The sequence below is a fragment of the Cyanobium sp. ATX 6E8 genome, assembly GCF_024346335.1.
GTDB lineage: Bacteria > Cyanobacteriota > Cyanobacteriia > PCC-6307 > Cyanobiaceae > Cyanobium_A.
The window spans coordinates 17428-43655 of sequence record NZ_JAGQCT010000002.1 but is presented as its reverse complement, the minus strand read 5'-3'; the positions used below and the strand labels follow the sequence as shown (position 1 = coordinate 43655).

Annotated in this window: 29 protein-coding genes and 2 pseudogenes; 12 read left to right on the top strand and 19 right to left on the bottom strand. The window is 61.7% G+C overall.

The window, feature by feature from the left end:
- Positions 1-26 precede the first annotated feature (26 nt).
- Entirely contained in the window at positions 27-368 is a 342-nt protein-coding gene (locus KBY70_RS02275; protein ID WP_094559490.1) for a c-type cytochrome, read from the top strand.
- 84 nt (positions 369-452) lie between these two features.
- Here the strand turns inward: KBY70_RS02275 and KBY70_RS02270 are convergent, their stop codons facing one another.
- Positions 453-671, bottom strand: coding sequence for a hypothetical protein (locus tag KBY70_RS02270; RefSeq protein ID WP_094559630.1), 219 nt, complete (start codon positions 669-671; stop codon positions 453-455).
- Between the two features lie 242 nt (positions 672-913).
- Here KBY70_RS02270 and KBY70_RS02265 point away from each other — a divergent pair, with 242 nt between their 5' ends.
- Positions 914-1111 carry a hypothetical protein gene (locus KBY70_RS02265; RefSeq protein ID WP_254987239.1) on the top strand — a complete coding sequence of 66 codons (198 nt, stop codon included), beginning with the start codon at positions 914-916 and terminating at the stop codon, positions 1109-1111.
- On the opposite strand, the gene KBY70_RS02260 is transcribed toward KBY70_RS02265, so the two are convergent.
- Positions 1093-1785 (bottom strand): hypothetical protein, encoded by a 693-nt coding sequence (locus KBY70_RS02260; protein ID WP_254987238.1) that lies wholly within the window; start codon positions 1783-1785, stop codon positions 1093-1095. The two genes, KBY70_RS02265 and KBY70_RS02260, sit on opposite strands and share 19 nt — an antisense overlap.
- A 240-nt stretch (positions 1786-2025) precedes the next feature.
- Between KBY70_RS02260 and clpB the strand changes: the two genes are divergently transcribed.
- Together clpB and KBY70_RS14455 are read left to right on the top strand one after the other, a co-directional pair.
- Positions 2026-4668, top strand: coding sequence for an ATP-dependent chaperone ClpB (clpB, locus tag KBY70_RS02255; protein WP_254987237.1), 2643 nt, complete (start codon positions 2026-2028; stop codon positions 4666-4668).
- 177 nt (positions 4669-4845) lie between these two features.
- Positions 4846-5148 (top strand): annotated as a pseudogene (locus tag KBY70_RS14455) (GDP-mannose 4,6-dehydratase); the annotation flags it as partial.
- A gap of 743 nt (positions 5149-5891) precedes the next feature.
- Here the strand turns inward: KBY70_RS14455 and KBY70_RS02245 are convergent.
- The 9 genes from KBY70_RS02245 to KBY70_RS02205 form a co-directional block, all read right to left on the bottom strand.
- Entirely contained in the window at positions 5892-6263 is a 372-nt protein-coding gene (locus KBY70_RS02245; protein WP_254987236.1) for a hypothetical protein, read from the bottom strand.
- Positions 6264-6440: 177 nt separating this feature from the next.
- Positions 6441-6758, bottom strand: coding sequence for an addiction module antidote protein (locus tag KBY70_RS02240; protein WP_254987235.1), 318 nt, complete (start codon positions 6756-6758; stop codon positions 6441-6443).
- Positions 6758-7060: a type II toxin-antitoxin system RelE/ParE family toxin gene (locus tag KBY70_RS02235; RefSeq protein ID WP_254987234.1), complete on the bottom strand. Its 303-nt coding sequence runs from the start codon at positions 7058-7060 to the stop codon at positions 6758-6760. Before KBY70_RS02235 ends, KBY70_RS02240 begins: the two co-directional genes overlap by 1 nt.
- Before the next feature lie 125 nt (positions 7061-7185).
- Positions 7186-9750: a GIY-YIG nuclease family protein gene (locus KBY70_RS02230; RefSeq protein ID WP_254987233.1), complete on the bottom strand. Its 2565-nt coding sequence runs from the start codon at positions 9748-9750 to the stop codon at positions 7186-7188.
- Positions 9751-9866: 116 nt separating this feature from the next.
- A complete protein-coding gene (locus tag KBY70_RS02225; RefSeq protein ID WP_254987232.1) occupies positions 9867-11372 on the bottom strand; it encodes an Eco57I restriction-modification methylase domain-containing protein in 1506 nt (501 codons plus the stop codon).
- Complete coding sequence (locus KBY70_RS02220; RefSeq protein WP_254987231.1) at positions 11369-11947, bottom strand: hypothetical protein; 579 nt, start codon at positions 11945-11947, stop codon at positions 11369-11371. The genes KBY70_RS02225 and KBY70_RS02220 overlap by 4 nt, the downstream gene beginning before the upstream one ends.
- A gap of 249 nt (positions 11948-12196) precedes the next feature.
- A complete protein-coding gene (locus KBY70_RS02215) occupies positions 12197-13063 on the bottom strand; it encodes a GTPase family protein (protein WP_254987230.1) in 867 nt (288 codons plus the stop codon).
- A 199-nt stretch (positions 13064-13262) separates the two neighbouring features.
- Entirely contained in the window at positions 13263-13703 is a 441-nt protein-coding gene (locus KBY70_RS02210; protein WP_254987229.1) for a tyrosine-type recombinase/integrase, read from the bottom strand.
- Positions 13704-13812: 109 nt separating this feature from the next.
- Positions 13813-14229: a phage integrase N-terminal SAM-like domain-containing protein gene (locus tag KBY70_RS02205; protein WP_254987228.1), complete on the bottom strand. Its 417-nt coding sequence runs from the start codon at positions 14227-14229 to the stop codon at positions 13813-13815.
- Positions 14230-14322: 93 nt separating this feature from the next.
- Between KBY70_RS02205 and KBY70_RS02200 the strand changes: the two genes are divergently transcribed.
- Entirely contained in the window at positions 14323-14496 is a 174-nt protein-coding gene (locus KBY70_RS02200; protein WP_254987227.1) for a hypothetical protein, read from the top strand.
- Positions 14497-14511: 15 nt separating this feature from the next.
- Here the strand turns inward: KBY70_RS02200 and KBY70_RS14515 are convergent.
- Positions 14512-16100 (bottom strand): annotated as a pseudogene (locus KBY70_RS14515) (IS3 family transposase).
- Between the two features lie 81 nt (positions 16101-16181).
- Between KBY70_RS14515 and KBY70_RS02185 the strand changes: the two are divergent.
- Complete coding sequence (locus KBY70_RS02185; protein WP_254987225.1) at positions 16182-16409, top strand: hypothetical protein; 228 nt, start codon at positions 16182-16184, stop codon at positions 16407-16409.
- On the opposite strand, the gene KBY70_RS02180 is transcribed toward KBY70_RS02185, so the two are convergent.
- Together KBY70_RS02180 and KBY70_RS02175 are read right to left on the bottom strand one after the other, a co-directional pair.
- Positions 16410-16895, bottom strand: coding sequence for an HIT family protein (locus KBY70_RS02180; protein ID WP_254987224.1), 486 nt, complete (start codon positions 16893-16895; stop codon positions 16410-16412).
- A 90-nt stretch (positions 16896-16985) separates the two neighbouring features.
- A complete protein-coding gene (locus KBY70_RS02175; RefSeq protein ID WP_094561606.1) occupies positions 16986-17438 on the bottom strand; it encodes a secondary thiamine-phosphate synthase enzyme YjbQ in 453 nt (150 codons plus the stop codon).
- A 61-nt stretch (positions 17439-17499) separates the two neighbouring features.
- Here KBY70_RS02175 and KBY70_RS02170 point away from each other — a divergent pair, with 61 nt between their 5' ends.
- Genes KBY70_RS02170 through KBY70_RS02160 form a run of 3 tightly spaced genes read left to right on the top strand, consistent with a single transcriptional unit; the run spans position 17500 to position 19743 of the window.
- Positions 17500-17748 (top strand): hypothetical protein, encoded by a 249-nt coding sequence (locus KBY70_RS02170; protein ID WP_254987223.1) that lies wholly within the window; start codon positions 17500-17502, stop codon positions 17746-17748.
- Positions 17745-18182, top strand: a complete 438-nt coding sequence (locus KBY70_RS02165) for a thiol-disulfide oxidoreductase DCC family protein (RefSeq protein ID WP_254987222.1) — start codon at positions 17745-17747, stop codon at positions 18180-18182. The genes KBY70_RS02170 and KBY70_RS02165 overlap by 4 nt, the downstream gene beginning before the upstream one ends.
- Before the next feature lie 16 nt (positions 18183-18198).
- Positions 18199-19743 (top strand): phytoene desaturase family protein, encoded by a 1545-nt coding sequence (locus KBY70_RS02160; RefSeq protein ID WP_254987395.1) that lies wholly within the window; start codon positions 18199-18201, stop codon positions 19741-19743.
- 4 nt (positions 19744-19747) lie between these two features.
- On the opposite strand, the gene KBY70_RS02155 is transcribed toward KBY70_RS02160, so the two are convergent.
- The 5 genes from KBY70_RS02155 to KBY70_RS02135 all read right to left on the bottom strand — a co-directional run bounded on the left by KBY70_RS02155 (position 19748) and on the right by KBY70_RS02135 (position 23934).
- Positions 19748-20173, bottom strand: a complete 426-nt coding sequence (locus KBY70_RS02155) for a DUF2721 domain-containing protein (RefSeq protein WP_094561610.1) — start codon at positions 20171-20173, stop codon at positions 19748-19750.
- Positions 20174-20205: 32 nt separating this feature from the next.
- Positions 20206-20985 (bottom strand): pirin family protein, encoded by a 780-nt coding sequence (locus KBY70_RS02150; protein ID WP_094561611.1) that lies wholly within the window; start codon positions 20983-20985, stop codon positions 20206-20208.
- On the bottom strand, positions 20982-22052 hold the full coding sequence (locus KBY70_RS02145) for an alkene reductase (protein ID WP_254987221.1): 1071 nt from the start codon (positions 22050-22052) through the stop codon (positions 20982-20984). The genes KBY70_RS02150 and KBY70_RS02145 overlap by 4 nt, the downstream gene beginning before the upstream one ends.
- Before the next feature lie 111 nt (positions 22053-22163).
- Entirely contained in the window at positions 22164-23717 is a 1554-nt protein-coding gene (locus KBY70_RS02140; protein WP_254987220.1) for an FAD-binding domain-containing protein, read from the bottom strand.
- A gap of 13 nt (positions 23718-23730) precedes the next feature.
- Positions 23731-23934: a hypothetical protein gene (locus KBY70_RS02135; protein WP_254987219.1), complete on the bottom strand. Its 204-nt coding sequence runs from the start codon at positions 23932-23934 to the stop codon at positions 23731-23733.
- Between the two features lie 332 nt (positions 23935-24266).
- Here KBY70_RS02135 and thiD point away from each other — a divergent pair, with 332 nt between their 5' ends.
- The 3 genes from thiD to KBY70_RS02120 are packed head-to-tail and all read left to right on the top strand — an operon-like array spanning position 24267 to position 26206.
- Complete coding sequence (gene thiD, locus KBY70_RS02130; protein WP_094561616.1) at positions 24267-25088, top strand: bifunctional hydroxymethylpyrimidine kinase/phosphomethylpyrimidine kinase; 822 nt, start codon at positions 24267-24269, stop codon at positions 25086-25088.
- A gap of 4 nt (positions 25089-25092) precedes the next feature.
- Positions 25093-25776 (top strand): peroxiredoxin-like family protein, encoded by a 684-nt coding sequence (locus KBY70_RS02125; protein WP_094561617.1) that lies wholly within the window; start codon positions 25093-25095, stop codon positions 25774-25776.
- A gap of 16 nt (positions 25777-25792) precedes the next feature.
- A complete protein-coding gene (locus tag KBY70_RS02120) occupies positions 25793-26206 on the top strand; it encodes a DUF1499 domain-containing protein (RefSeq protein ID WP_254987218.1) in 414 nt (137 codons plus the stop codon).
- The last annotated feature ends 22 nt before the right edge of the window (positions 26207-26228 follow it).

The following is a 26228-nucleotide window of genomic DNA, read 5'->3' as shown; positions in this document are numbered from 1 at the left end:
TAGCCCGTGCTTTCAAAGCGCCTTCCATGCGCCGTCTCTTCTCCCTGATCGCTCTCTGCCTGGCGCTCGTGCTGGGCGCTGCTCCGAGCTTCGCCGCCGATGTGGCCCACGGTGGTCAAATCTTCTCCGCCAACTGCGCGGCCTGCCACATGGGTGGCGGCAACGTGGTGAATGCCGAGCGCACCCTCAAGCAGGATGCCCTTGAGGCCTATCTGGCCAACTACAGCAGCGGCCATGAAGCTGCCATCGCCTACCAGGTGACCAACGGCAAAAACGCCATGCCCGCCTTCGGCGGCAAGCTGAGCGACGGCGACATCGCTGATGTCGCCGCCTACGTCGAGGACATGTCCTCCAAAGGCTGGGCCTGATCACAGCTGAGCTCACGCTTGGATGCCCAGGTCAAACCGTTTCAGCAAACCCCGGCTTCGGCCGGGGTTTTTTGTTGGGCCTCATCAGCCCTGCTCTCGACGGGCAGCCAGCACGGCCAGGTAGAGCTCCTCGGGCACCTCGCGGATGTCGTACTCACTAGGGAGCACGCCGTGCACGTGCCGATGCACCGCCAGCCAGCAGTTGCGCTCCGGATCCCGGCCCGTGGCATCAAACTCCCGCGATTGAGCAGCAAGGCGCGCAATCAATGCGTCGTTGAACGCGTCGTGCGAAGGGCTGTTCAACGGCTCGTTCAACACAGGATCGGATCCGGGCTCATCCATGACGGCAGACAACGGCAGCGTGGGAGCCCCCATTGGGAGTCCAGAGTGGGCTCAGTCTGAACCAGTGGATCGGCATGGCTGCCCGTCGCCCCTCGCCCACAACCCAGCTAATGCTTGGGTTGGATCCCCTCCTGCTGCTCGTTGTCGCACTGGCAGGAACTGGGCTGCTGTGGGCCTCCCAGGGGCCGGCAGGAGCGCAGGCCTTGCCGAAGCCCGCCTGTCCACTGGTGGTGCCGCCCAACCAGAAACTGCTTCAGCCCAGGCGCATCCAGCCCGATCAGGTGAAGGCCAAGAACGCGATGGGATGCCTCTCGCCCGCGGATGCGGTGTACGGAGCGGACGGCTGTCCGCTCCGGCTGTGCGGCCCCGATGCCGGCGTGATTCAGCTGCCGGAGCCGTAAGCCACCTGGCACACGGCATTGAGCAGCTGGGCCTGGTCGGCGTCAGCTGGAATCTGGTCGTTCAGCAGACCCTGCTGACAATTGGCGGCTCCTAGCAATTGGGTGCCGTTAACCCCGTAAAAGAAACTCACTCCGGAGCTACCCACGGCTTCCACCGAGCCGTAGTTGAGCTGGTAGCTGGTGTTGGGCACCAGAAACACCGGTGACTGCTGCGCCGAAGCCGCATTAACAAGCCCACCAATCACCGCGCCTGTTGCCAGGCTTGCCACGCCCCAGGCAGCAGCATTGGCGCCCCACCAACCCCAGCCTCCCCAGCCGCCATACCAGCCGGTGTTCCAGGGGCGACTGCCCCAGTAGCCACCATTGCGCCACCCGTCATTCCAACCGTTGTAATCGCGGTTGTAGAAATTGTTGTTGACGGTGAGATTCCGGTTGAAGTCGTTGTTGCCGATCGAGGTACGGCTTCCGGCCCCATACATCGGGTGGTAGCCCTGGTAGCCAGAGCGCCAGTCGCCGCCACCGGACACATTTCGGTCGACGTTGACGTTGCGATCGCCGCCACCAAAACCACCACCGCCACGAAAACCACCACCGCCACCCCGGGCCTCAACAGCAGAGGGAGCAGCCAGCCCCCCTGCCACCACCACAGAGGCCAACACAACACACCAGCGCATCTGCTGCAGCTGGACAATTCAGCGAATTGATTGCCTCCACTGATAGCCAACGGTCACAGCAAACCCAGCAACTGCAGAGAACCGTTACAGAGCCCTGCGATGCAGGTTGAGATCGTTGATCAGCCGTTTTGACCCAACCAAAGCTGGGGAGGACCGCATTGATCCGTACGGTTCTCCTACCTGTGTGCTTCAACAAACCGCCATACGGTTCAACCACCTGATCCCCAACGGGAGTCGCCCATGCATCCCACCGCCGAACTCTTCACCGAAAAAGCCTGGGCCTCCGTGGTGGCCGCCCAACAGCTGGCCCAGCAGAAGCGCCAGCAACAGATGGAAAGCGAGCATCTGCTGGCGGCACTGCTGGCCCAGCAAGGCCTGGCCGGCCGCATCCTGGAGAAGGCCGGGGTGGATGTGGGCAGCCTCAGCCAGAAGGTGGACGCCTGGATCGCGGGTCAACCCAGCCTGAGCGCCCCTCCCGACAACGTCTATCTGGGCAAGGGTCTCAACACCGTGCTCGACCAGGCGGGCAGCCTCAAGGAGACCTACGGCGACAGCTACATCGCCATTGAGCACCTGCTGCTGGCCCTGGCGATCGACGACCGTTGCGGCAAGCAACTGCTGTCGCAGGCCGGCACCAGCGCCGACAAACTCAAAGAGGCGGTGCAGTCCATCCGCGGATCCCAGAGCGTGACCGATCAGAACCCCGAAGGCACCTACGAATCCCTGGAGAAGTACGGCCGCGACCTCACCAAGGCCGCCCGCGAAGGCAAGCTCGATCCGGTGATCGGCCGGGATGAGGAGATCCGCCGCACAATCCAGATCCTCAGCCGCCGCACCAAGAACAACCCGGTGCTGATTGGCGAGCCGGGCGTGGGCAAAACGGCGATCGTCGAGGGTCTGGCCCAGCGGATCGTCAACGGCGACGTGCCCCAGGCATTGCAGAACCGCCAGCTCGTGTCACTCGACATGGGCGCCCTGATCGCCGGTGCCAAGTACCGCGGCGAATTCGAGGAGCGGCTCAAGGCTGTGCTCAAGGAGGTGACGGCCTCCGAAGGCCAGATCGTGCTGTTCATCGACGAGATCCACACGGTGGTGGGGGCCGGCGCCACAGGCGGGGCCATGGATGCCAGCAACCTGCTCAAGCCGATGCTGGCCCGCGGCGAACTGCGCTGCATCGGCGCCACCACCCTCGACGAGCACCGCCAGCACATCGAAAAGGATCCGGCCCTGGAGCGCCGATTCCAGCAGGTGTTCGTGGACCAGCCCACGGTGGAAGACACCATCTCGATCCTGCGGGGGTTGAAGGAGCGCTACGAGGTGCATCACGGCGTGCGCATCGCCGACAACGCCCTGGTGGCGGCAGCGGTGCTCAGCAGCCGCTACATCGCCGATCGCTTTCTGCCCGACAAGGCCATCGATCTAGTGGATGAATCGGCAGCGCGCCTGAAGATGGAGATCACCTCGAAGCCGGAGCAGATCGATGAGCTCGATCGCCGCATCCTGCAGCTGGAGATGGAAAAACTATCGCTGGGGCGTGAATCCGATGCGGCCAGCAAGGATCGGCTTGAGCGGCTCGAGAAGGAGCTGGCCGATCTGAGCGAACAGCAGAGCGCCCTCAATGCCCAGTGGCAGCAGGAGAAGGGCTCGATCGATGAACTCGGCGCGATCAAGGAGGAGATCGAGCAGGTGCAGTTGCAGGTGGAGCAGGCAAAGCGCAACTACGATCTCAACAAGGCGGCCGAACTGGAATACGGCACCCTGGCGGAGTTGCACAAGAAGCTCGCCGCCAAAGAAGAGGAGCTCAACGCCAGTGGCAGCGACAAGACCCTGCTGCGGGAGGAGGTCACCGAGGACGACATCGCCGAAGTGATCGCCAAATGGACCGGAATCCCGGTGGCCAAGCTGGTGCAGAGCGAGATGGACAAACTGCTCCACCTCGAGGATGAACTACACACGCGCGTGATCGGGCAGGCCCAGGCGGTGACGGCGGTGGCCGATGCCATCCAGCGTTCCCGCGCCGGGCTCAGCGATCCGAACCGCCCCATTGCCAGCTTCCTCTTCCTCGGCCCCACCGGCGTGGGCAAAACCGAGCTCTCCAAGGCCCTGGCGGCGCAGCTGTTCGATTCCGAAGAATCGATGGTGCGCATCGACATGAGCGAATACATGGAGAAGCACGCCGTAAGCCGGCTGATCGGAGCGCCTCCGGGCTACGTGGGCTACGAGGAGGGGGGCCAGCTCACTGAAGCGGTGCGGCGCCGGCCCTATGCGGTGATCCTGTTCGACGAGGTGGAGAAAGCCCACCCCGATGTGTTCAACGTGATGCTGCAGATCCTCGATGACGGGCGCGTCACCGATGGCCAGGGCCGCACGGTGGACTTCACCAATACCGTGCTGATCCTCACCAGCAACATCGGCAGCGCGTCAATCCTTGATCTGGCCGGTGATCCGGCACGCCACAGCGAGATGGAAGCGCGGGTCAACGAGGCCCTACGCGGCCATTTCCGCCCTGAGTTCCTGAACCGGCTGGATGAAACGATCATCTTCCACAGCCTCAAACAGGAGGAACTGCGCGAGATCGTGGAGCTGCAGGTGCAGCGCTTGGCAAAACGCCTCGACGACAAGAAGCTGGCGCTCCAGCTCAATGCCGATGCCCTCGACTGGCTGGCCGGTGTGGGCTATGACCCCGTGTACGGCGCTCGGCCGCTCAAACGCGCCATCCAGCGTGAGCTGGAAACCCCGATCGCGAAGGGGATCCTGGGAGGCCAGTTCACCGCAGGTCACACGATTGCGGTGGATGTGGAGCTACTGCCCACGGGCGAGGGGGAAGCCCACAAGCTGCGCTTCCATCAAACCGAGCCAGCAAAACTGCCGGTGTTGGCCTGAGGCTCTCGTGGGCATTGCACGCCGCCAGCACAAAAAAGATCGGCATCCTCAAACATAGGCTTGCAGCACACCGGAGCGAGTTGAGGCAAGTGGGAGGGATAATCCAGCATTCGTGTTGAAAACGAAGAGATATCGGGGAAATTTCATAGGGTTGCCGAGCACCACAAAACTGAATCAATGCGTCACCTCGTGACTGGTGGAGCCGGGTTTATCGGCTCTCACCTAATCGATCGGTTAATGGCAGATCTGGATAACAACGTGATCTGCGTTGATAACTTCAAGACAGGGTCACGCAGCAATGTGGCGCATTGAATGGGTGATCCACGTTTCGAACTCATCCGCCACGACGTCGTCGAACCCATCAGACTGGAAGTAGAACAGATTTGGCATCTTGCGTGCCCAGCATCACCGGAGCAATATCAGCGGAATCCAATCGCTACAGCCAAAACATGCGTACTGGGAGCGCTAAACATGCTTGGATAGGCATGGGTTCTGCAAGTTGGACGACCACGCGTATGCGGAGAATTCAGCCGAGATCTTCAGCGAAAAGATGTGGGAGACAGCCAAGAAGGGGCGTGAACTCGTTGACTTGGTCAAACAGCTTTCACGCGAGGCCAAAGGCGGCACGCGCTAAGCCAGATTGGCTCCACTCAGCCCCAACAGTGTCGCGGATCGTCTGTCTAACGCTCCAGATCAGAAGCGGGCAGCTCCTCTCGGGCAGAAAGAAAGCATCTGAGCCCGTCTTCTGCATCTGGATGTTGGGGAGAGCCGAAGCTAAACTCGTACCCCTGCTATAACTCAGTTGATTGGCAAGCTTTAAAGATTTCAAAACTTGCTTTGTTGCAGGCGTCTGTAAAGATTGTGTAAATGCTCTCAGCGAGAGCTTTTGGAATCTTGCCAGATCTGATTCGAGCATATACTTCTCCAAGAGTTGGAAATTCGTCACTCCACAATCCATCCAGGCCTTTATCATGGGCTATAGCTTGCATGAACGCCTCAAGATGATACGCAGTGGTTTTGACAAATCTCTCAAGCGTCTCAGAGCTATGAGCCTTGTACCTCTGCTTGAGGCTTTCCAGACTTTGGTCCCCTGCAGTCATGTGAGATGGGTCTACCCTGCTCGATTCCCGGGGGATTGACGGCCCGTTTTGACGTTGTATACCATGAAGATTGTGGCCGTCTAGCAAGCTTCGTTTGTAGCCATCAGGTCCAATCTTCGACAACTAAATATTTAAGAATTCATCAAGGTTATTCGCATACTTCTTGTCAAGTGCGCTGAGTGTGGCGGCAATTCTCTTCTGCTCGTCTTCGCTAGCCCCCGACAAGCATGACAGGTATTGATTCAATAGTTCTGGAGGGAGCGAGCCTATAGAAGCCGATAGTAGTTCCTGCAAGTCTTTGTGGGTAAAGAACGCTGAAGGTAGTGAAGCAAGCACCTGAAGAATCTGCTTGTGATTGGCTGGATTGAGGACCCACTCAGGAATGTTCTTCACAAACTTAATTTGTGCCTCTAGTAATCTTCGCTCATTTTCGGAAAGCCTTTCATTTAGAGACTTCCCATGCTGTGACTCGTCCGCGTCGTGATTGATGCTCATGGGTCTCTGTCAAATCTTTGCTGCACAGTACTATCAATTGCCGCTTCGGCCCAACGCTGCCGCTGAGTGGCAGGCAGAGATCTCAGCTCTTATTAGGGATCTCTCAATTACCTGTCCACTCGAGCGGCGCGTTCGAAGGGCCCGCTCAACAGAGCACCACCGCTGACTCTTGACTGGTCATTTGCACTCGACCGCCTCGGCCTTCTCCTGAACTCCGGCACTCAGTTTTAATCCAAGTGCGGAGATTACTTTGAGAACAGTGTCAAAACTAGGGCTGCGATCACCAGACAGTGCTTTGTACAAGCTTTCGCGGGAGAGTCCTGTCTGACGAGCGATCTGCGTCATCCCCTGGGCACGTGCGATATCGCCGAGAGCCTTGGCGATGAAGGCAGCATCGCCATCAGCTTCCTCGATGCATGCCTCAAGATAGGCCGCCATTTCGTCGGGTGTTCTTAGTGTCTCAGCGACGTCGTAAGGCAGAGTTTTGATCTCCATCAACCGTTCTCCTTGATCAGACGAGCGAGCAAAAGAGCTTCCTCGATGTCTCTTGACTGGGATGACTTATCGCCACCAGCCAAGAGAATGATCAATGTGGAGCCTTTTTGCTGGAAATAGACCCTGTATCCAGGGCCATAGTTGATTCGCAACTCAGAGACGCCAGACCCAATGGGTTTGACATCCCCCGGATTGCCGCCAATAAGACGCTCAATCCTGGCTTGAACGCGCGCTCGAGCCCTGAGATCACGCAGATCTCTCAGCCATTGCGCAAAGCGCTCTGTTTGCCGAACTTCAACCACTCCTCCACTGTAGCCGCCTGGCTACGCGACCGCAAGCTGCGGATTTGCAGTAGGCCCCTTCTGCCTGCTCCTTCGAACGCCAAGCATCAGCTGCGGAGCGAAGCGCAGACAACTGGATGCTGTTGTTAGCCCGCAGTCTCGCAGGGCGGCTCTTCATCCCTTGCGACCACTGTGTCGTACAAACCGTAGTGTGTCAGACCCGGGTGGCTGTCTATTCCGGTGTAGCGGAGTGACGCATCTTCGTACCGTCGGAAAGCGAATACCGCTTGATTCATCTGTTCAGTATTGAACACTCTGAGACGAACAAGCAGGTGGAAGTCTTTCACCTTGAGGCCAGTAACTGCGAGGAACAAGTCTGGCTCGAGCTTGGTGATCACGTCTCGTAGTGTGTTTTCGCGGAAGTCGGTCAGATACATGAAAGCGGGAATCCGCGTCGCGAACTTAATCAGCTTCTCTTGTACAAGTTTGCGCTTGGACTTGTATTCCTTTTCCTCCTCAGTAAGCTGCTTCTGCTGCTTATCGGTCAACGTCTTGTCTTTGGCCTTATTCTTGAGTTCTTTGACGTTCTCACTCTTGTTGATGATTGTCTCGATGATGTTGTCACCTAGGGACCTCCAGCCCTCGATGCGCTCAACGGCCGCCATCGCCTCAGGGTTTTCCAAGATGCGACGCAAGGTGTCGTTGTCTACGTTTACCAGAAGCGCACTTTCCCACTTGCGGGCCAGCAGAGTTGCAGACGTGCCCGCCATAGCGATGTCGAGAACGCCGCCCGCGTCTATCTGTGTCATGTTCGCACCGTCATAGGCCAGCACCGGCAGGAACGAAACCAGGTCCTTCACCGCGTTCTCGGGATTCGGTTCATTGGGTGATAGGCCAATGCCGTATTCGGAGAGCTGCCGCAGCGCGCGTGTGGGTGCGAAGTCGAACACGAAGCAGATGGGTTTAAGTATCTCCTCCTCGTTCGGGTTGTCGCCGTTGGGATTCTTGATGGTCCACGGCGACTGCACGCGGAAGGCGGATTGAAAGTAGGTCTCAGGTGACTTGAGATTGCGCAGCATCAGGATGGACGTCCACTGCGCCACGGTGACACCTGTTGTGAGCTTCCCGCAGGAGAGGGTGATGGTCTTGGTGTCGAAACCGCTCCTGATGGCCTTTCGCACGGGCGAGAGCGCCTCCAGACCTATGCCCGCCGAGGCGCCGGCGGCGACGACCACCTCGTAGTCGCGCCAGAAAATATTCTGACGCTCGGCCAGCAGATTCGCCATCGCATGGCAGGCGGCCACGTTGGGAAGAAACCAGAAAGAATGCTGGAGGTACGGAAGCAGGCGCACATCCGAATACGGAAACGGTGGTCGCGTGCCCGTCTTCAGGTGCTCGACCGCCGTGGGCGCGTACCCACCGCGGATGATGTCCAGCCATTTCTGCACATCGTTCTTGTGCTCGAACCGCGCCTGGGCGCCCGTGCCTGAAGCCTCGAAGAACGAGTTAAGGTCAAACTCGTCGAACTCCCCGGCGCTTGCGACCGCCAGCAGCTCATCCGGCATCTGGTAGGTGAGCAGGCGCATCTGTGGCAGCGCGCCGTAGGGGTTCCACTGGCCAGGGTTCTCTACAGCGAACGCGTCCTTGGCGCGCTGCTCGTCGGTGTACGTCCAGTTGAATATCTGCTCTTCGATGAACTCGCCAGTGGCCAGCGCCCTGAACGGGGTGCCTGAAAGGTAGAGATAAGCCTTTGTCGTGATGGGTAGGAACTCGGTCTCCTTCTCCGAGAGGACGGTAAGGTCGTCATTCACCTCCTCTAGTCCGGCGGCGTACTCTAGCTTGGCCTCCTTTTTGGAAACCGCCGCTTCCTCGCCCTCGAATAGTTCCTTGGCAGTCTCTCGCCACGCTCCGAAGTGGTATTCGTCGAACACCACGAGGTCCCACTTCACCATGTGGATCCATTCGTTCTTTGCCTTGATGTTCCCCGCCGCGTCGCGGCCGAGCAAGTCTTGGAATGAGCCGAAATACACCACGGGTTTCCGAGTGCTGATCTTCCTGGGATCGCCATCGGTGCTGCGGGACAGGTATTGCCAGCCGTCGAAGTCGACGTGGTTTTCGAGGTCGGTCTGCCAAGCATCCTCGACGGCGGGCTTGAAGGTCACCACGAGGACACGTTTGGCGCCGAGTTTCTTGGCTAGCTGGTAGGTGGTAAACGTCTTGCCGAAGCGCATCTTCGCATTCCACAGGAAGCGCGGGACAGCGTGCATGTCCTCCTTCCAGATGGAGTGGAAGTAGGCGTCCGTCTTGTCCACGGCCTGAACCTGCTCCCGGCGCATCGCGAACGTCTCGTGATGCGTGCCTTTGAACCGTTGGCCAGTACGCAGCTCGGTCAGCACGGTCTTCACATCGTTTACTGAGCAGCGCATCCACTCCAGTTCAGCGCTCTCGAAGCCCTTCCTCACAAGCGCTGCGCGCACCTCGTGGTCGCTGAAGATGGGACCGTCGTGTCGTTCGGAGGTCTCGTCCAGCTCGATTCTGTAGTTCTTAATCGCGGCAGTCTTTAGCTGTTCGGCGACGCGCTTCTTCACGTCGCGCGCGGTTTGTCCCACCTTGAGAAGCCCTTTGTGCGCCGCGTCTGCAATTGAGTAGGCGTAGATGCGTGGACGTGCATCTGGCCTAGGCGTGAGGATTTCCTCAATGCTCTTGGCCATCAATCGTTGTCAGTACTACCAAGGTCCATCGGGCGAACAACCTTATCCAGAAAGGCTTTCTCTTCATCAGAGATATCATACTTGTTGAACAGCTTATCGTCAGTCCACCTCTGGGTCTAATCCTGAATCGGGACAAAGGTATAGACGTGACGCGTGGTATTCTGGGAGGGCTTGTGAAGAAGAATCAGGAAGCGAGTGAAGCGACAGGCCATGTAGGAAAGAGCGTTCTCCGCTTCCTCGCGGGTAGCAAACGGGCCGATAGTGAGATACGTCTCGGTGCAAACAGTGCCTGGTTCGCCAATGAAGGGAGTGCTGATGATGCGATGCGGATATGTATCTTTATCTCCGGTTCCTGGTGCCGCAAAGCCGACAAAAATCTTCCAAGTGTCGATCAGATTCTTGCCAGTGGAGATTTCATTGCGACCAACATATGCCAAGCCGCCCTTCTGAAGCAGTCGCACGTCACCTTCAGCTTCGGTTCTCCGACCCCTGAAAGTGGAGGGAAAGCCGAACGGACGGCGCACACTCACCATATCAGCAAAGCGTCGGTCCGCTGGAAGCTCCAAGCTTCCAGCCTTCACTCCATCGACCGCTGCGACCTTCTTTAGAAAAGACAGCCCTTCATGGTACCGAATGAATACATTGGAACCGGGCTCTGCAAGGGGGCGAATCATTGTGGAGGACTCGCCTTGGAAATGAGTCGTGACCTCACAGTCCCCAGCATTATCACGATCCCGCAGGAAGACGCAGACGCCGCCTTTGGGCCCACTTTTGGGGAAGACATCCGCCGAGATGGGATAGTCGTGGAGACGGCGGATGTGCCCATCGGACAGCATCGCATCCCGGAACTCATCAAGCCCCTTTCCCCCTGTGAACCATCGTGATGGAATGATCATAGTGAGAAAGCGGGGATCAAGCTTCTTCGCTTGTTCTACAAACTTTTGATAGATCGGTGAGGCACTTGATCCGCTGCCACCACCATCGTTCAACTGATACGGGGGGTTCCCAATAATTACATCAAACTGCATGAAGCCTCCATAAGACTCGGCAATCCAGGACTTGATATTGTCAGTATGGATGAAAGCATAAGCGTGAGTTTCTAGTTCTTCTCCGCGGTCAAGGGTAGCCTGGCTTGCACCACAAAATGCGCACCTGCCATTTATCCAAGTATGCTCGGTACGATCGAACCAGATATTGCCTGAGTCACTGTCAAAGCCTTTGGCGAGGGAGTGTTCACCATTAGCGTGCTTAGAACAATACACGCTGCGCCGTGCCAGCATACTAGTGAGATGTGTTATCCCAATGCCGAAAATCTGGTTGGTCAGAATATGGTTAACACGATCTTCCAGATTCGGGAGGTCGCGCGAGAGCCGATTAGTAAGGCGGCTGGTTATTTCACGCAGAAAGACCCCTGATTTGGTGCATGGGTCAAGAAACTTAACTGTTTGGTCAGACCAGATATCGGCCCCTTCATGGGTCTCTGCCCATGCCTCGGCGATCGAATCCAAAATTTGATTCACGAACTCGGGAGGCGTAAAAACCTCGTCGTTTGACAGATTGGCAATGCACGACAGTACATCTGGATTACGGCCAAGAAGAGTAAAACCAGCTTTATTAGTCATAGAGGCCCCTCTAAAGCATCGTCAAATTCAGATGCTAGGTCTGCAACAGTCATCGCGGGATAGATCTTCGTCGGCGTGAAGATATCATGCTTGCCGAGTTGGGCAAAGAGAGAGTCTTCCGCACTGAAGGTGGAGGAAAGAGTGAGGGTGTCGAGGCGGAAGTCACGGCGTTGGAACTTCCCTTTGCCTAGATAACCCCATTCTGCAAAGGTAATGGGCTGATAGTTTCGAGTTCGCATCTTCAATGCGTCGCCATGAATAAGATTCTGAGACAAGACATATGAACCCGCCCGATAGAGTTCATCTGTCTCTTGGAGCTTAAGGTAATCGGCCAAGACTTCCATAATGTTTGCGCGGCAATCGGCAAGGTTATCCTCAAGGAGTTCTATTCCGTATGTACACATCACCGCTAGAAGTGCGTAGTGCTGCTTTTCAAAGTCTGATTTACTGAACTTAAGTTCGACTGCAGCGAGCTTACGCTGCAAGACAGGAACAAGGAAGTTCCCATCCCCGCAGGCAGGCTCCAAGAAGCGGGAGTCAATGCGCTCCGTCTCGTCCTTCACTAGGTCGAGCATCGCCTCAACTAGCCACGCAGGGGTGAAGACCTCACCGTGATCTGCGACCCGTTGTTTTGACTTTACGTTGTGCATGAGCCCATTCTATTCCGTCGGTAGGGGCTTGAGGTCACTGCGGGCTAACGCTGGCCATCACCTGGCTGCAGAGAGCCATAGAAGAAGATCCTCAGAGGGCTCGGCGAATATGCGGTGGCGGGTCAGGTGCATGGCCTTGTTAGGCGCTTTGACAACAGTCATGCCTCAACACCTCTACCACCACTTCTTCAAGAACGGGACCACAAAGGTATCTATAAATGCTCCAACTCTCTTTCCGATATCTTTGCCATCACTTCCGCCTACGAACTTTCCGACCTCTTCTCCGATTGCCTCGAAAAAACCTTTCTCAGCATCCGCGCGAGCCTCATCGCTACAGTTCTGCGCTTTAACATTCTTGGCAACTGATATCTTCTTGTCCTTTGGCAATGCAAAGATAATCTGGTCAACCAAGTGAATCACATTGTAGTTCTCGTTGCCAGAGACCGGAATCACTCTGTCAATTGAGATCTCGAACAATGCGGACACCTCATTCTGCTTGGTGCGCAAGTTCGCCGCCTGCTTTGCCCCGGGACGAGAATTTAAGACATTCCATTCACGAACTGGCTCTATTTTGTCACATTGACTGAGAATAATGAAGAGAGGCTTGCCCGAATCGATGTGAGGTCGCACAACCGCCGCAAAAAATCTCTGGTCAATAGCAATCGCTCGATCGTCAGCCTTGATTAACCACAAGACTAGGTCAAGCTGAGGGAGAAGCGAGGTATACAGAGCCTCGTATTCGTCATCCCTCTGAAGGGTCTCACCTACGCCAGGACAGTCAAGCAATTTTATTCCACCAGAGCCAACATTTAGAAAAACCTCTTGCGGGTTTCGAGTGCAGGCTTGGACATCACTTACTTCTGCAACATCTTCGCCGAAAAGAGCATTGCATAAACTGCTCTTGCCTGCTCCCGTCTTCCCGAAGATTCCTACCTTTGCCTGGTAAGACAGTATAGATTCAATGCGCTCAGTCAGTAGCTCGATCCGTTCCTGCGGGAATCCGGGGATATTCTTGAGCCGAGAAGTTAAGTCTCCCTTCATGTGGAATCTGAGGCAAGAAAGTTAGTATACTGTCCTGGCGGACACCTGAGCAATTCGCCTAACGCCAATTAGAACGCCCTCGTAAGGCACCTGAAACCCCTTCTGGGTACCCATAGCCCTTCCTGTGCCCTCCGCTAACTCAGTCAGCGGAGGGCTTTTGCTTGCAGGCCGGATGTTCTGCGGACCCGCAGAACATGCCTCAGAGGAGATCTGCTGGGCTGGTCACGCCAGCTGGGCCTCGGTTGAGCACATGCGTATAGATCATCGTTGTCTTCACGTCACTGTGGCCGAGCAGCTCTTGGATCGTACGGATGTCAGATCCCCGCTCCAAGAGGTGTGTGGCAAAGCAATGGCGGAAGGTATGGCAGCTTGCTGGCTTGCTGATCCCAGCAGCGCGTACAGCGGCATGCACCGCTCGCTGGATCACCGATGGATCCAGGTGGTGACGCCCCTGTTCATTGGTGTCGCGGTTCCGCCAACGTGTCACCTGTGGGAACACCCACTGCCAGATCCACTCACGCGATGCTGAGGTGTATTTCCTCTCCAGTGCGCCCGGCAGGGGTACCTGTCCCCAGCCTGCGGCCAGATCCATCCGATGCTGTCGCCTCACCTCCTGGAGATGGTTCTGGAGCGGTTCCATCAGGTTCTGGGGGAACACCGTGACCCGGTCCTTGTTGCCCTTGCCCCCGCGGATCATCAGCTGATGTCCCGCAAGTCCAGATCCTGCACGCGCAGGCGCAAGGCTTCCATCAGCCGTAAGCCACCGCCATACAGCAGCCACAGACCAGTGCGGATGGTCCCTCCAGCTGCTGCAGCACCGCCCTCACCTCCATCACACTCAGCACCACCGGCAATCGCTTGGGGCGACGCGCTCGCACAACCCCATCAAGATCGCCGGGGTCTATCTCTAGCAAACGCTTGTAAAGGAATAGGAGTGCTGCCAGGGCCTGGTTCTGCGTGGACGCACTCACCTGCTCGTTGACCGCGAGGTGCGTGAGGAAAGCATTGATCTCCTGGCTGCCCATCTGCCGTGGGTGCCGCATCTGGTGAAAGCGCAGAAAGCGCCGCAACCAACGTTCGTAGGTCTCGATGGTCCGCCGTGCGTAGTGACGCGATGCCAGGGCTTCCCGGTAGACCGCAATCAGGGAACGGGGCTGTGTCTCCATAGAGGCTGCCGTGCTGTCGTCAGCATTCCCACTGGCTGCAGCATTTGTCCTTCGCAGGAGATTGACTCTGGTTTGCGGTTTCAGCTGTCAGCTTTGGCTGGCCTCAATGCCAATACCCACAGGGCTGACATCATGAACCTCAAGACCATGCTCTCCGCCGCAGCTGCTGGACTGCTGATCGGCCTTTTAGCCGTTCCTCTCGCCAGCCGCGCCAACGCCAACAGCGACATCGCTCGTCGCAGCTGCGGTGACTGCCAGGGAAGATGACGCCCCTGCTGCCGTTCAGGCAGCCATGGCAAACGTAATCGACACCGATTCGTTTTCTGGGGGTGGTGGGTTGATCCAGACCACCTCCGGCTGACGCCAACAGCGAATCGCTCGTGACCAGCGGCGCGGATGTCGCTGACGGGCCTGTTCGTAAACGACAGCACGGTGCTGGCAGATCTCCGCGGCCTCGCCGCTGTGGCGCTGGTGAGGCGTGACGAACTTGATGCCGCTGTGGCGGTGCCTGTGGTTGTACCAGTCCACAAACGAGGCGACCCACAGGCATGCGTCCTCCGCGCTGGAAAAGGGCCGACTCGGGTAGTCAGGTCGGTATTTGGCTGTTCTGAACAGGGATTCCGAGTACGGGTTGTCGTTCGACACCCTGGGCCTGGAGAAGGACCGCAGGACTCCCAGTTCCTCCAGCCGGCTCTCGAGCGTGGCCGCTCTCATGGCGTTGCCGTTGTCGGCATGCAGGATCAGCGGCTGCTTGCGCCGCTTGCTGATCCGCTCGCGGATAAAGGCCCGGCTCACCAGATCCGCTGCGATGGCAGCGTCCTCGCGTTCGGCGACATCCCAGGCCACCACCTTGCGGCTCCAGACCTCGATCACCAGGTAGAGGTACAGCCACACCCCTCGCACGGTGGTGGGCAGATAGGTGATGTCCCAGCTCCACACCTGGTTTGGGCCTGACGCCCTGAGCCTGGGCACGGGCCTTGGCTCCTGTGGTGATCGTGCTCGACCGCGCCGGTGAGCCTGGCCATGGGCATGCAGAACCCGGTAGAAGCTGCGCTCTGAACCGATGTACAGGCCACGGTCGGCCAGGACCGGCACGATCTGACCTGGAGGTAATGCCGCAAATTCAGGCTCGTTGCAGGTCAACAGGATTCGCTGGCGTTCCTCCTCGCTGAGGCGGTGAGCCACATGGCGGTGGCTGCCTTTGCGGCGATCGATGCCATCACCGTGACCAGCGAACTGGCGGCGCCAGCGCTGCAGCGTCGTCAGCCCCACACCCAGCAGCAGCGCCAGCTCATGGGCACGGGCACCATCGGCGATGCCCTCATCAAGGATCTGCAGAGCCTTCTGGCGATCAACAGGCGACGTCAGTCGTCCCCGACCTCTCCCCAGAAGGCCTGGATCTTTTTTGCGGCCATAAGCAGCGCTGCTGCCTCGGCCAGGGCCTTCTCCTTACGGCGCAGCTCTTGCCTGAGCCGCTTGATCTCCCGCTGGTCCTGGACGCGGAGCTTCTCCAGCTCCTTCTGCTCTTTCAAGGTGAGCACTAACTTTTCGTTGGCATCCTGGGATGCCTGCCGCCAGCGCTCCACCTGCTCGGGATACAAGCCCCGCTCCCTGCAGTAAGCACTGAGTTCGGTGGCGTTGAGGCCAGCGGTCTCAAGAACCACCGTGAACTTGTCGGTGGCACTCCAGCCCTCAGGGTCCTTCTCGGATGCCGGCACCACTTCTCCTTGCAACCGCCAGGCCTTCCTCCATTTGTAGAGGGTGATGACGTGGATGCCCAGCTCCTCAGAAATCCGGGCCACGCTCTGACGATGCGGCGGACTCATCCGCCTTCTGACATCAGCTTTGACTGCCTCGCTGTAACGACGCATCGACTCGCTCCATCAAGCCCCCTTGGTGATCGAAATGGAGAAGCGTCATCTTTTCTGGCAGAGGGGGTCCTGGGAGGCCGAGTGGCCGCCATTGCCGCCGATGCCCTGCAAGCTGCGCCAACGGGTAAAGAGGGGGCAGCACCCGGCGCCTACCAGGTGGTGGTGCGTCCGGATCGAAGTGAGCTGATGCAGAGCCAACGGCGCTGTGGATTGCGACCAGGCATGCAGGTGCAGGCCGACGTGGTCACCCGCAGCACCAGTGCGATGGGAGCCCTGCTGCGCAAATTAAGGGTGCTGCAGCCCCTTTGATCAGGATCGCTGGGGGCGATCCAGCACGGCTTGGTCTACACGTTGGCGAGCCTGAACAACCAAATCAGCCACGTCGCCAGGGATGGCAGGGCTCCGCTCCCCGGCGATAACAGCCCGGTAGTGGTCCGCCACTGACCAGGCCGCGGTCTGGGGGTCGCTGATGAAGCGGGGAATCAGGTGCAGGTGCAGATGGGGTGCACCCTCTCCGAAGACGATGGCATACACCCGATCACACCCCGTGAGCTCCTTCACCAGAGCGCTGGCGTGCTGCACGGCCACCCCCCAAGCGGCGGCTTCCTCAGGGTTGAAATCGACCGGCCCACCCAGGTGGCGTGCGCTGTCGAGCAGCAGCCAACCCAGCAGGGGCGACGGATCGGGGTGGTGGCGCAGCACCCAGAGAACGCCGCGGCCGATTTCGTAGGACGTCTGAGCTGAAACAGAGCCATGGATCTGACAAATCGCACACGTTTCAGCAGCCAAAGTCATGCTGATCAGCGCTCTTGGGTCGGTCAATCATGGGCGCCAGCACCAACCATCGGCCCTTGCTGCATGTCCTTGCTGCAAGCCCGTTCTGCGTCAGCTGCCCAGCACGTGAACCGTCAACTGGCGCGCACTGCCCTGGCGCCGGTGCTCCCAGAGGTAAACAGCCTGCCAGGTGCCGAGCAGCAGTCGACCGTGCTGGAACGACAGGCTGAGCTGACTGGTGGTAAGGGCCGTACGGATGTGAGCCGGCATGTCGTCGGCCCCTTCATCCGCGTGGATGTAAGGGCGCAGATCGCCCAGGCCGCTCACGGGGCGAATGCCCTCCTCCGGCACCAGGGCACGCAGGTAGGCCGAGAGGTCGCGCAACACCCGCGGATCGGCATTTTCGTTGATTGTGAGGCTGCAGGAGGTGTGCAGACACACCAGGTTGAGCAGGCCGAGCTGCAGGCCACTGGCGGCGATGCTGGCGTTCAGCCGGCCGGTGAGGTCGGTGAAGCCCTCACCCGGGGTGAGCACCTGGAGCGTTTCGAGGCTCTGGCGCAGCATGAAGACATAACCAACAGCGAGCCCTGATTAGCATCGATATGACCCTTCTGCAGCCTTCTGAATGACCGCCAGTCGCGCTCTGCTGTCCCTGTTGGTGGTGCTGCCGGGCCTGGCCCTGATCAGCCCGCCGGCCCAGGCCCAACGCCAGGTGCCCAAAATCGGCAACATCTGTCCGATGGGCTACGTCGACACATTCAATGGCCAGTGCAGCACCCTGGGCTTGATGAATTACACGGTGCAGCCCACCAACGGCCAGGCCTGCCCTTCGGGCTGGATGAATGTGGGTGGTGGCTACTGCCGCAAGAAGTGAACCAGCAAACAGACAACCTCGCAGTCCTCACCGTGCTCTACGACGGTGCCTGCCCGCTGTGCCGGCGGGAGGTGAACGGTCTGCAACGACGCGACCAGGCCCGCCATGGCGACCAGCCTCGGCTCGCCTTCGTTGACATCGACCGAGCCGATTACAACCCCGAGGCCCACGCCGGCATCAGCTACGCCGACGCGATGGGACGCATCCATGCCATCACGGCTGACGGGGAGGTGCTCCGGGATGTGGCGGTGTTCCGGCGCGCCTACGCCCTGGTTGGCCTGGGCTGGCTCTATGCGCCCACCCGCTGGCCACTGGTACGCCAGCTGGCGGATCTGGCCTATGGCCTCTGGGCTGCTGGTCGGTTGCGCCTCACGGGACGACCCAACCTTGACTCGCTCTGCCGAGCCCGAGGCGGCAACTGCGCCCCACGCTGATGCACCAAAACCTCTGATGCACCAAGACGTCGACCTGGTGGTGATCGGCAGCGGCCTGGGCGGCCTGTGCGCCGGAGCCCTGGCGGCCCGCTACGGCCTCGAGGTGGCCGTGCTGGAAGCCCACACCGTGCCCGGTGGTGCCGCCCATGGTTTCAGCCGCCAGGGGTTTCAATTTGAATCCGGTCCCTCGTTGTGGTCGGGCTTGGGCGGCTGGCCCAGCAGCAATCCCCTGGCCCAGGTGCTGCGGGCCGTGGGTGAATCCGTGCCCGTGGCCACCTATCAAGACTGGGGCCTGCTGCTGCCCGAGGGGCCGTTGCGGGTGGGGGTGGGGCTTGAGCCCTTTCTGGCGGTGGTGCGGGAGCTCCGCGGCGCCAGCGCCTGTGACGAATGGGCCCGCTTCATGCAGGTGCTGGAACCAACCTGCCGGGCCGCGCGAGCCCTGCCCCTGCTCGCCCTGAGGCCAGGCCTGGGCCTGGCCACCACCCTGGGCGGACGGGGAGCTTTGGGGTTGCTGGCCCAGGCCGGCAGGCTGGCCCAACTCGGCGGGGCGTTTGGACCGATCGCCCGGCGCCACTTGCGTGATCCCTTCCTGCTCCATTGGGTGGATCTGCTCTGCTTTCTGATCTCGGGCCTGCCGATGGATCAGACCAGTGCCGCCGCGATGGCCACTCTGTTTGGCGAATGGTTTGAACCCGAGGCCAGCCTCGACTACCCGATCGGTGGTAGTGCCGCCGTGGTGGAGGCCCTGAAGCGGGCGCTGGAGCGCCATGGCGGCGCGCTGCACACGGCGACGCCGGTGCGCAGCATCTGCGTGGAGAACAAACGCGCCGTGGGGGTGCGACTTGGGGATGGCACGGTGCTGCGCGCCCGCAGGGGGGTGATCAGCAATGCCAGCCCCTGGGACACCCTGGCGCTGTTAAACGAGCAGGACTGCCCAGCAGCCTGGCGGCGCAAGCAGGCCAGCACGCCGGCCTGCAACAGCTTTCTGCACTGGCATGTCGGGCTGCGGGGAGACGATCTGCAGCACCTGCCCATCCACCATGTCTGGGTGGGTGATTGGCAGCGGGGCATCGGGGCCGAGCGCAACATGGTTGTGTTGTCGATGCCGTCGCTGCTGGACCCATCGATGGCACCTTCGGGCCATCAGGTGCTGCATGGCTACACCCCCGCCAACGAACCCTGGCATCTGTGGCAAGACCTCCAACGGGGCAGCCCCGCCTACACGGCCCTCAAACACGAGCGCTGCCAGGTGTTCCACCGGGTGCTGGATCCCCTGATCCCCGACTGGCGGGAGCGGCTGGTGATCGAACTGCAGGGCACACCCCTGACCCACCAGCACTACCTCAGGGTTCACCAAGGCAGCTACGGGCCCGCCTGGCCGGCCAACGCTGGGGCATTTCCCGGTGGCGGCACACCCATCGACAATCTGGTGCTTTGCGGAGCTGGGGTGTTCCCGGGGATCGGAGTTCCACCAGTGGCCGTGAGTGGCGCCCTGGCCGCCCACCGCTTCGTGCAGCCGCGCCAACAGCGGGAGCTGCTGGAGAGCATCGGCATGGGCTAACAGCTCAAAAAGTGCGCCGCAGCTGGGCCGTGGCCAGCTGAAGCTCCCGCAGCAGGAGCGACACGGCCACCATCAGACACACCATGGCCAGCACAAACAGAGGCGCCACCATCAGCGCCAGATCGAGCTGGGCCACCACGCTGATGAACACGATCGCCACCACCAAGGCCACCAGCAACATGGTGACGGAGCCGAACTCAATCGCCTTCATCAGCAGACCCATGCGCCGTTTCTGGCCTTGCAGCTCCTGGCGAAGGTCGCGTCCCATCTCCAGGTCGGAGTCGCGCTCCTGACGCTTCAGCTCCCGGGCCCGGTCGACGAGGCGACCCAGCCGATTGGTGAGCACCATCAGCAAGCCACTCATGCTCGCCAGCAGAAACACCGGCGCCAGGGAGAGCTGGATGGCTCGGGCCAGGTCAGCGGAGGGCATGGCAAGGGCAGCCGAAGGCTTGGCAAAGCTACTCAGCGCAATTCAAACAGCAGCAGATCGGCACGTGTGGTGGTGGCGATGGTGGTGGCGGTGCTGATGGCAGTGATGGCAGCCAGCCCCGCAGCGCCCGCCTCGAACCCCAGACCATCACCGCGACTCAGCTGGGCGGGACAGCCCGGAGCCTCCCCGCCCGCCTCCAGGGCAACGGCGCCATCAATCAGCTGAAGCCAACCGCGGCTGCCGGGGGCCAAGGGAAGCTCAAGGCCCTGGCCGGGCTGGGGCTGGGCCCGCCACAGCCGCACCGGCCGGTGGATGGCCATGGCGCCGCCGGTCTGCTCGGGGTCCAGCAGAAGCGTCCAGCCGCTGCCGATGGCGAAGGGCTTCTGCTCGTAAGCCGGGGCGCTACCGGTGCTGCTGGGCTCGATCCAGATCTGCAGCAAGCGACAGGGCCGATCGCCGCCGTTCATCTCGCTGTGCACCACGCCCGTGCCGGCGCTCATGCGTTGCACCTCGCCGGCGCGCAGCACCTCGGCATGCCCCAGCGAATCGCGGTGGTTGAGCTGGCCCTCCACCATCACCGTGACGATCTCCATGTCGCGGTGGGGGTGCATGCCGAAGCCGGTGCCGGCGGCGATCACGTCATCGTTGATCACCCGCAGGGGGCCGTAGCCCATCCAGGCCGGGTCGACATGGCTGGAGAACGAAAAGCTGTGCCAGCTGTCGAGCCAGTCGCGCTGGCTGTGAAAGCGCTCAGCAGCCGGGCGGAATACGAATCCGCTGCCGCTGGTTGGGGCGCTGGAGCGAGACGTCATGGCTGGGGCCCCAGGGTGGGGTAATCGGTATAGCCAGTGGGGCCGGGGCTGTAGAAGCTGGCGGGATCGGGCGCATTGAGGGGCGCCCCGCGGCGGAAGCGCTCCGGCAGGTCGGGGTTGGCCAGAAAGCTGGTGCCGAAGGCCACCGCGTCCAGGGCGCCGGCAGCGATGGCGGCGTTGGCCTCCGCAGCCGTGTAGCCCATGTTGGCCACCAACACGCCGCGGAAGTGCTGGCGCGCGGGAGTGAGCACATCCCCCTGCTGCTGCCCCAGCAGGTCGCCACGGATCAGGTGCAGGTAGGCCAGGGGTCGATCGTTGAGGCGCTGGGCCAGCCAGGTGAGCAGCCCGATCGGATCGGAATCCGCCATGGCGTTGAAGCCGTTGAGCGGCGAGAGGCGCAGCCCCATCAGCGGCGTTTCCTGGCCCACCACCTGGAGCACCTCCAGCAACAGCCGCGCCCGGTTTGCGATCGAGCCGCCATAGGGGCCGGATCGCTTGTTGCTGCCATTGCGCAAAAAGGAATCGAGCAGGTAGCCGTTGGCGCCGTGGACCTCCACCCCGTCGAAACCGGCGGCGGTGGCGGCGCGGGCCGCCTGGCGGAAGCCCTCAACAATGGCGGGCAGTTCGTCGTCACGCAGCTCACGGGGCACCACATAGGGCTTTTTGCCCTCGGGGGTGTGGACCTCGGCGCCGGTGATGGCGATCGGGCTGGGGCCCACCGGCTGGGCGCCGCCATTCAGCAGCGGGTGGCAGGCGCGACCGCCATGCCAGAGCTGCAGCACGATGCGGCCGCCGGCGCGGTGCACCGCCTCGGTGGTGAGGCGCCAGCCCTCGATCTGGGCCTGGCTGTACACACCGGGCTCATGCCAGAAGGCGGAATTCCCCTCCATCACCATCGTGGCCTCGGCCACGATCAGGCCGGCACTCGCCCGCTGGCCGTAGTACTCCGCCATCAGCGGCCCCGGCAGATGGCCCTCCTCGGCGCGGCAGCGGGTGAGGGGCGCCATCCAGATGCGGTTGGGCAGCTCCAGCGAGCCCAGGCGCAGCGGCGTGAACAGATCGGCCATCGGTGTTGCAAAGCTGGAGCCATCGTGTGCCTGCCGGGCAGATCCGCACAAGACGGCACTTCAAAGCTGGCGATGCAGCGAGCGATTACCAAGGGAAACGCACTCGGGCTTTCAGGCCAGATCCAGGCTCAACTGGGCTACCGAAGCATCTGCGGCTGGGAGGTCGCGCCGGCTGCGCCGAGACGATGCGCGCAGGCCAGAGCGGCGCGAGCCGTGGCGCTGCTGAATCGCATCCGCTGTTGCGGCAAAACCCTGCTCACGCCGCAGGCTCCAGAGTCGATCGCGCGCCGTGGCTGCAGCCGCCACCCAATCGACGATCGGCTCGGGATAGTCGACGCCCAGTCGGCATCCGCTGCGCTCCTGGGTGGCGCCATCCATCCTCCAGGGTTCGTGAAGGTGCACCGCCGGCACGTCCGCCAGCTCCGGCAGCCAACGCCGGATGAACACACCCTCGGGGTCGTGATCGCGCCCTTGCTTGATCGGGTTGTAGATGCGGATGGTGTTGATGCCGGTGGTGCCCGATTGCATCTGGCACTGGCTCCAGTGGATGCCCGGTTCGTAATCCACAAACAGCCGGGCCAGATGCAAGCCGCTCTCGCGCCAAGGCAACCACAGCTGATAGCTGGCCACCGACTGGAGCATCGCCCGCATGCGGAAATTGAGCCAGCCGCTGGCGATCAGGGAGCGCATGCAGGCATCCACAAACGGCAGGCCGGTGCGCCCTTCGGCCCAGGCCGCCAGCCGCGCTTCGTCGCCAGCCCCCTCACCGCTGCGCAGGCCGGCGGTGAGGGGATGGAGCTCGCGAAACTCCAGGCTCGGCTGGCTCTCCAACTTCTGGATGAAGTGGCAGTGCCAGTGCAGCCGCTCGTCAAAGCGCTGCAGGGCACGGCGCCAGGGTACGGCTGTCAGAGCCGCGCGGCGCTGACGGGTGCGCTGCACTACTTCCCGCAGCGACAGCGTTCCCCAACTTAAGTGCGGCGAGAGCCGCGAGCAACTGACCCCGGCCGTGTTGGGACTGGACAAACCGAGCTGGTAGGTGCGGCTGCGCTGCTCCAAAAAGCTCTCCAGCACGGCCAGCCCCTGGGAGCGACCACCGGCCTGACGGTCGGGGCAGGGGTCTGCGGCCATAACCAACGCCTCGGCGGTGGGGATGGGTCCGGGATCGAGGCCAGCCAAGGGTGTCAAGCGCTTAGGGGCGGGGCTGATGGCCTCGGCCATGCGCTGCTCCCAGCGCCGGGCCCAGCCCTGGCGGCTGTTCAACCGGCGCGTCACCCCAAATGGGGGGATCTCTCTCCAGGTGATGGCGTGCTGCCGGGCCCAGGCCGCCACCCGCTGGTCGCGGGCGTAGGTCCAGCCATTGCCCGTTTCCTCATGGCTCCAAAGGCCGGCGATGCCGAACTGACGGCGGGCCCGCTCCAGCACCTGCTCAACGACCCCAACGCGCACGATCAGCGGTTGGCCCAGGCTCGCCAGAGCGGCTCGGAGCTCCCCCAGGCTTTCACGGCAAAACGCCCACTGGCGGGCGGAGCTATCGGGCTGCTGCCAGAGCTCAGGTTCCACCACATAAAGCGGCAGCACGGGACCACAATCAGCCGCCTCCAGCAAGGGCCGGTGATCCACGCAGCGCAGATCCCGCTTGAACCAGACGATATGAAGGGGGCCCATGACGCGCTGGGGGTCAGCGCCGGCCGCTGCGCTGCTTCACCCCCGGCAGCAGCGCTTGCTGCACCTGCCAGAGACAGTTCTGAAACCGCTGACGCCGCGGAGCGGAGGTGGAGAGATGGTCCGAAAAGGCACCGGCGTGGCAGAGGTCAACCAGCAGGCTCACCTCCTCGGAACTGAGGCAGAGCAGGCGTTGGTCGCCGTGACGGGAAACCTTCATCGCGGCGGACTCCGGGTGGCTCAGGGAAGGGGGCGTGAAGCCGCGCTGGGGGCCCCAGCCGAGCTCTTCAATCCGTCGAACAGTTCGCAGAGCAGGGTGGCCATCTCCGGGGGAAGGGAGGAGCCGGATACTGATTCAGCAGCCAGCGCAAACAGAACGCAGGCGTCGACCAGACAGGCAGCTTCAGGCTCCGTCAAGGCAATTAGATGCTCGCCCTGACAATGCGTGATTCGCATAGATCTGCATCCCTAGCGCGTTCAAGTTACATGGAATCGCTGGGGCTGCCGCAGAGCCTGACCGATGCTGCAGGATCTCACCCTCCCCCTCGCACCATGGCGCCAGCGTCGGCTCCGGCCATCGCCCTCACGATCGGGGGCAGTGATTCCGGCGGCGGCGCCGGCATCCAGGCTGACCTCAAAACCTTCACCAGCCTTCAGGTGCATGGCTGCTCGGCCCTCAGCTGCGTCACGGCCCAGAACACCTGCGGCGTTACCCGCGTGGATGCCCTGCCAGCGGAGGCCTTATCGGCCCAGATCGAGGCGGTGCTCAGCGATCTGGCGGTGGACGCCCTCAAGACGGGCATGCTGCTCAACCGCTCGTTGATCGAAGCCACCGCGGCCGCCCTAGCCCCGCTGAGCCTGCCCAGGCTGATTGATCCTGTGATGGTGTCGCGGGCCGGAGCGGTGCTGCTGGAAGCAGAAGCCATCGACGCCTACCGCCAGCTGCTGCTGCCCCTGGCCGATCTGCTCACGCCCAATCTCCACGAGGCCCAGTTGCTCACCGGCAGCACCATCGCAACGGCAGCGGATGTGGAGCGGGCGGCAGGACTGCTGCTGGAGCAAGGCCCCACCGCCGTACTCATCAAGGGTGGTGGACTGCCGGAGTTGCGCGGCCGCGACTACCTGCTCACCGCATCCAGCGAAGGCCGCTGGTTGGTGCATGCCCACGTGCCGACGCCCCACACCCACGGCACGGGCTGCACCCTGGGGGCGGCGATCACCGCCTATCGCGCCCGCGGCCTGGAGCTGAGCGAGGCGGTGCAGGCCGCCAAGGCTTATGTGGAAGGCGGATTGAGGCAGGCTCTGGGGATCGGAGCCGGCCAGGGGCCACTCTGTCACTGGCACGCTGCAACGGCAGAGCGGTCGTTACGGTGAGCCCATGAAGGCTCCCAAACCCCTGTTGCAACGCCTGGCCGCGGTGCCCGGCATGGGATCGGGCCGTCGGCTGGTGCTGCTGCTCTCCCAGCTGGGAGATTTCGACAGCCTGGAATATGCCCAGGCCCTCGTGCCCGTGCTGCCGCGCCTGGCGGAAGCGGGGATCACGATTCTGGCCATCGGCATCGGCGATGGCCCCGGGGCGGATCGTTTCTGCCAGTTCACTGGCTTCCCCCGCGATCGCCTGCTGGTGGATGCGGAACCCCAGCTGCATCAAGCGCTGGGCCTCTATGCCGGTCTGCAGGTTGCTGGCGGCCCATGGCCTGGGCTGCTGCTGATGTGCGCCGGCATCGGCTCACCCGGCACCCTGGCGGAGGTGCTGCGGGGCTACAGCGGCGATCGCTCAGCGCCCCAGCGGCTGGAGAGCCCGCTGTTTGCCCTGGCTGGTGGCGGGGGATTTCAGCGTCCCTTCGAGCTGGCCACGGTGCGGCTGCGCAACATGGTGGAGGTGCTTGGTGCCTGGCGCACCTACGTCCCCCGCGACGACTTCATCACCCAGCGCGGCGGCACCTACCTGCTCGACGGCGACGACACCCTGCTCTACAGCTACCAAGACCGCGGCATTTTGGGGTTCTCCGCCACCATGGCGCGTCCACTGGCGTTCCTCGATCCCTACCTCAACCCTTGAACGTCCCCACGCGGCCATGACCTCCCTTCTGCAGCATTGCGTTCTGGCCATCACCCTGGCCCTGTTCCATTTCGTTGGGCCGGTGCCCGCGGAGCTGGGGGTTCACAACGGAGCGCTGGCGGCCTGCCCCTCACCAGCCCACTGCGCCCGCGCCGACTGGGCCGTAGCCGATCCCGACCTCGCCCTGGCGGCCCTGGTGCCCGTGGTGCAGGCGATGCCCCGCACGGCGGTGGTGGAGCAGAGCAATGGCTACCTGCATGCCACCGCCAGCAGTGCCCTATTCGGCTTTGTCGACGATCTGGAGCTGTATGCCGACAAGGCCCATGGCGTGTTGCAGGCCCGCTCGGTGTCACGCCTCGGCGATTCCGATCTGGGTGTGAACGGCGGCCGGCTCGCCAGCCTTCAACAGGCCCTGGCAGAGGCGACCTAACGCCCGCCGGGATGGCGTTAGC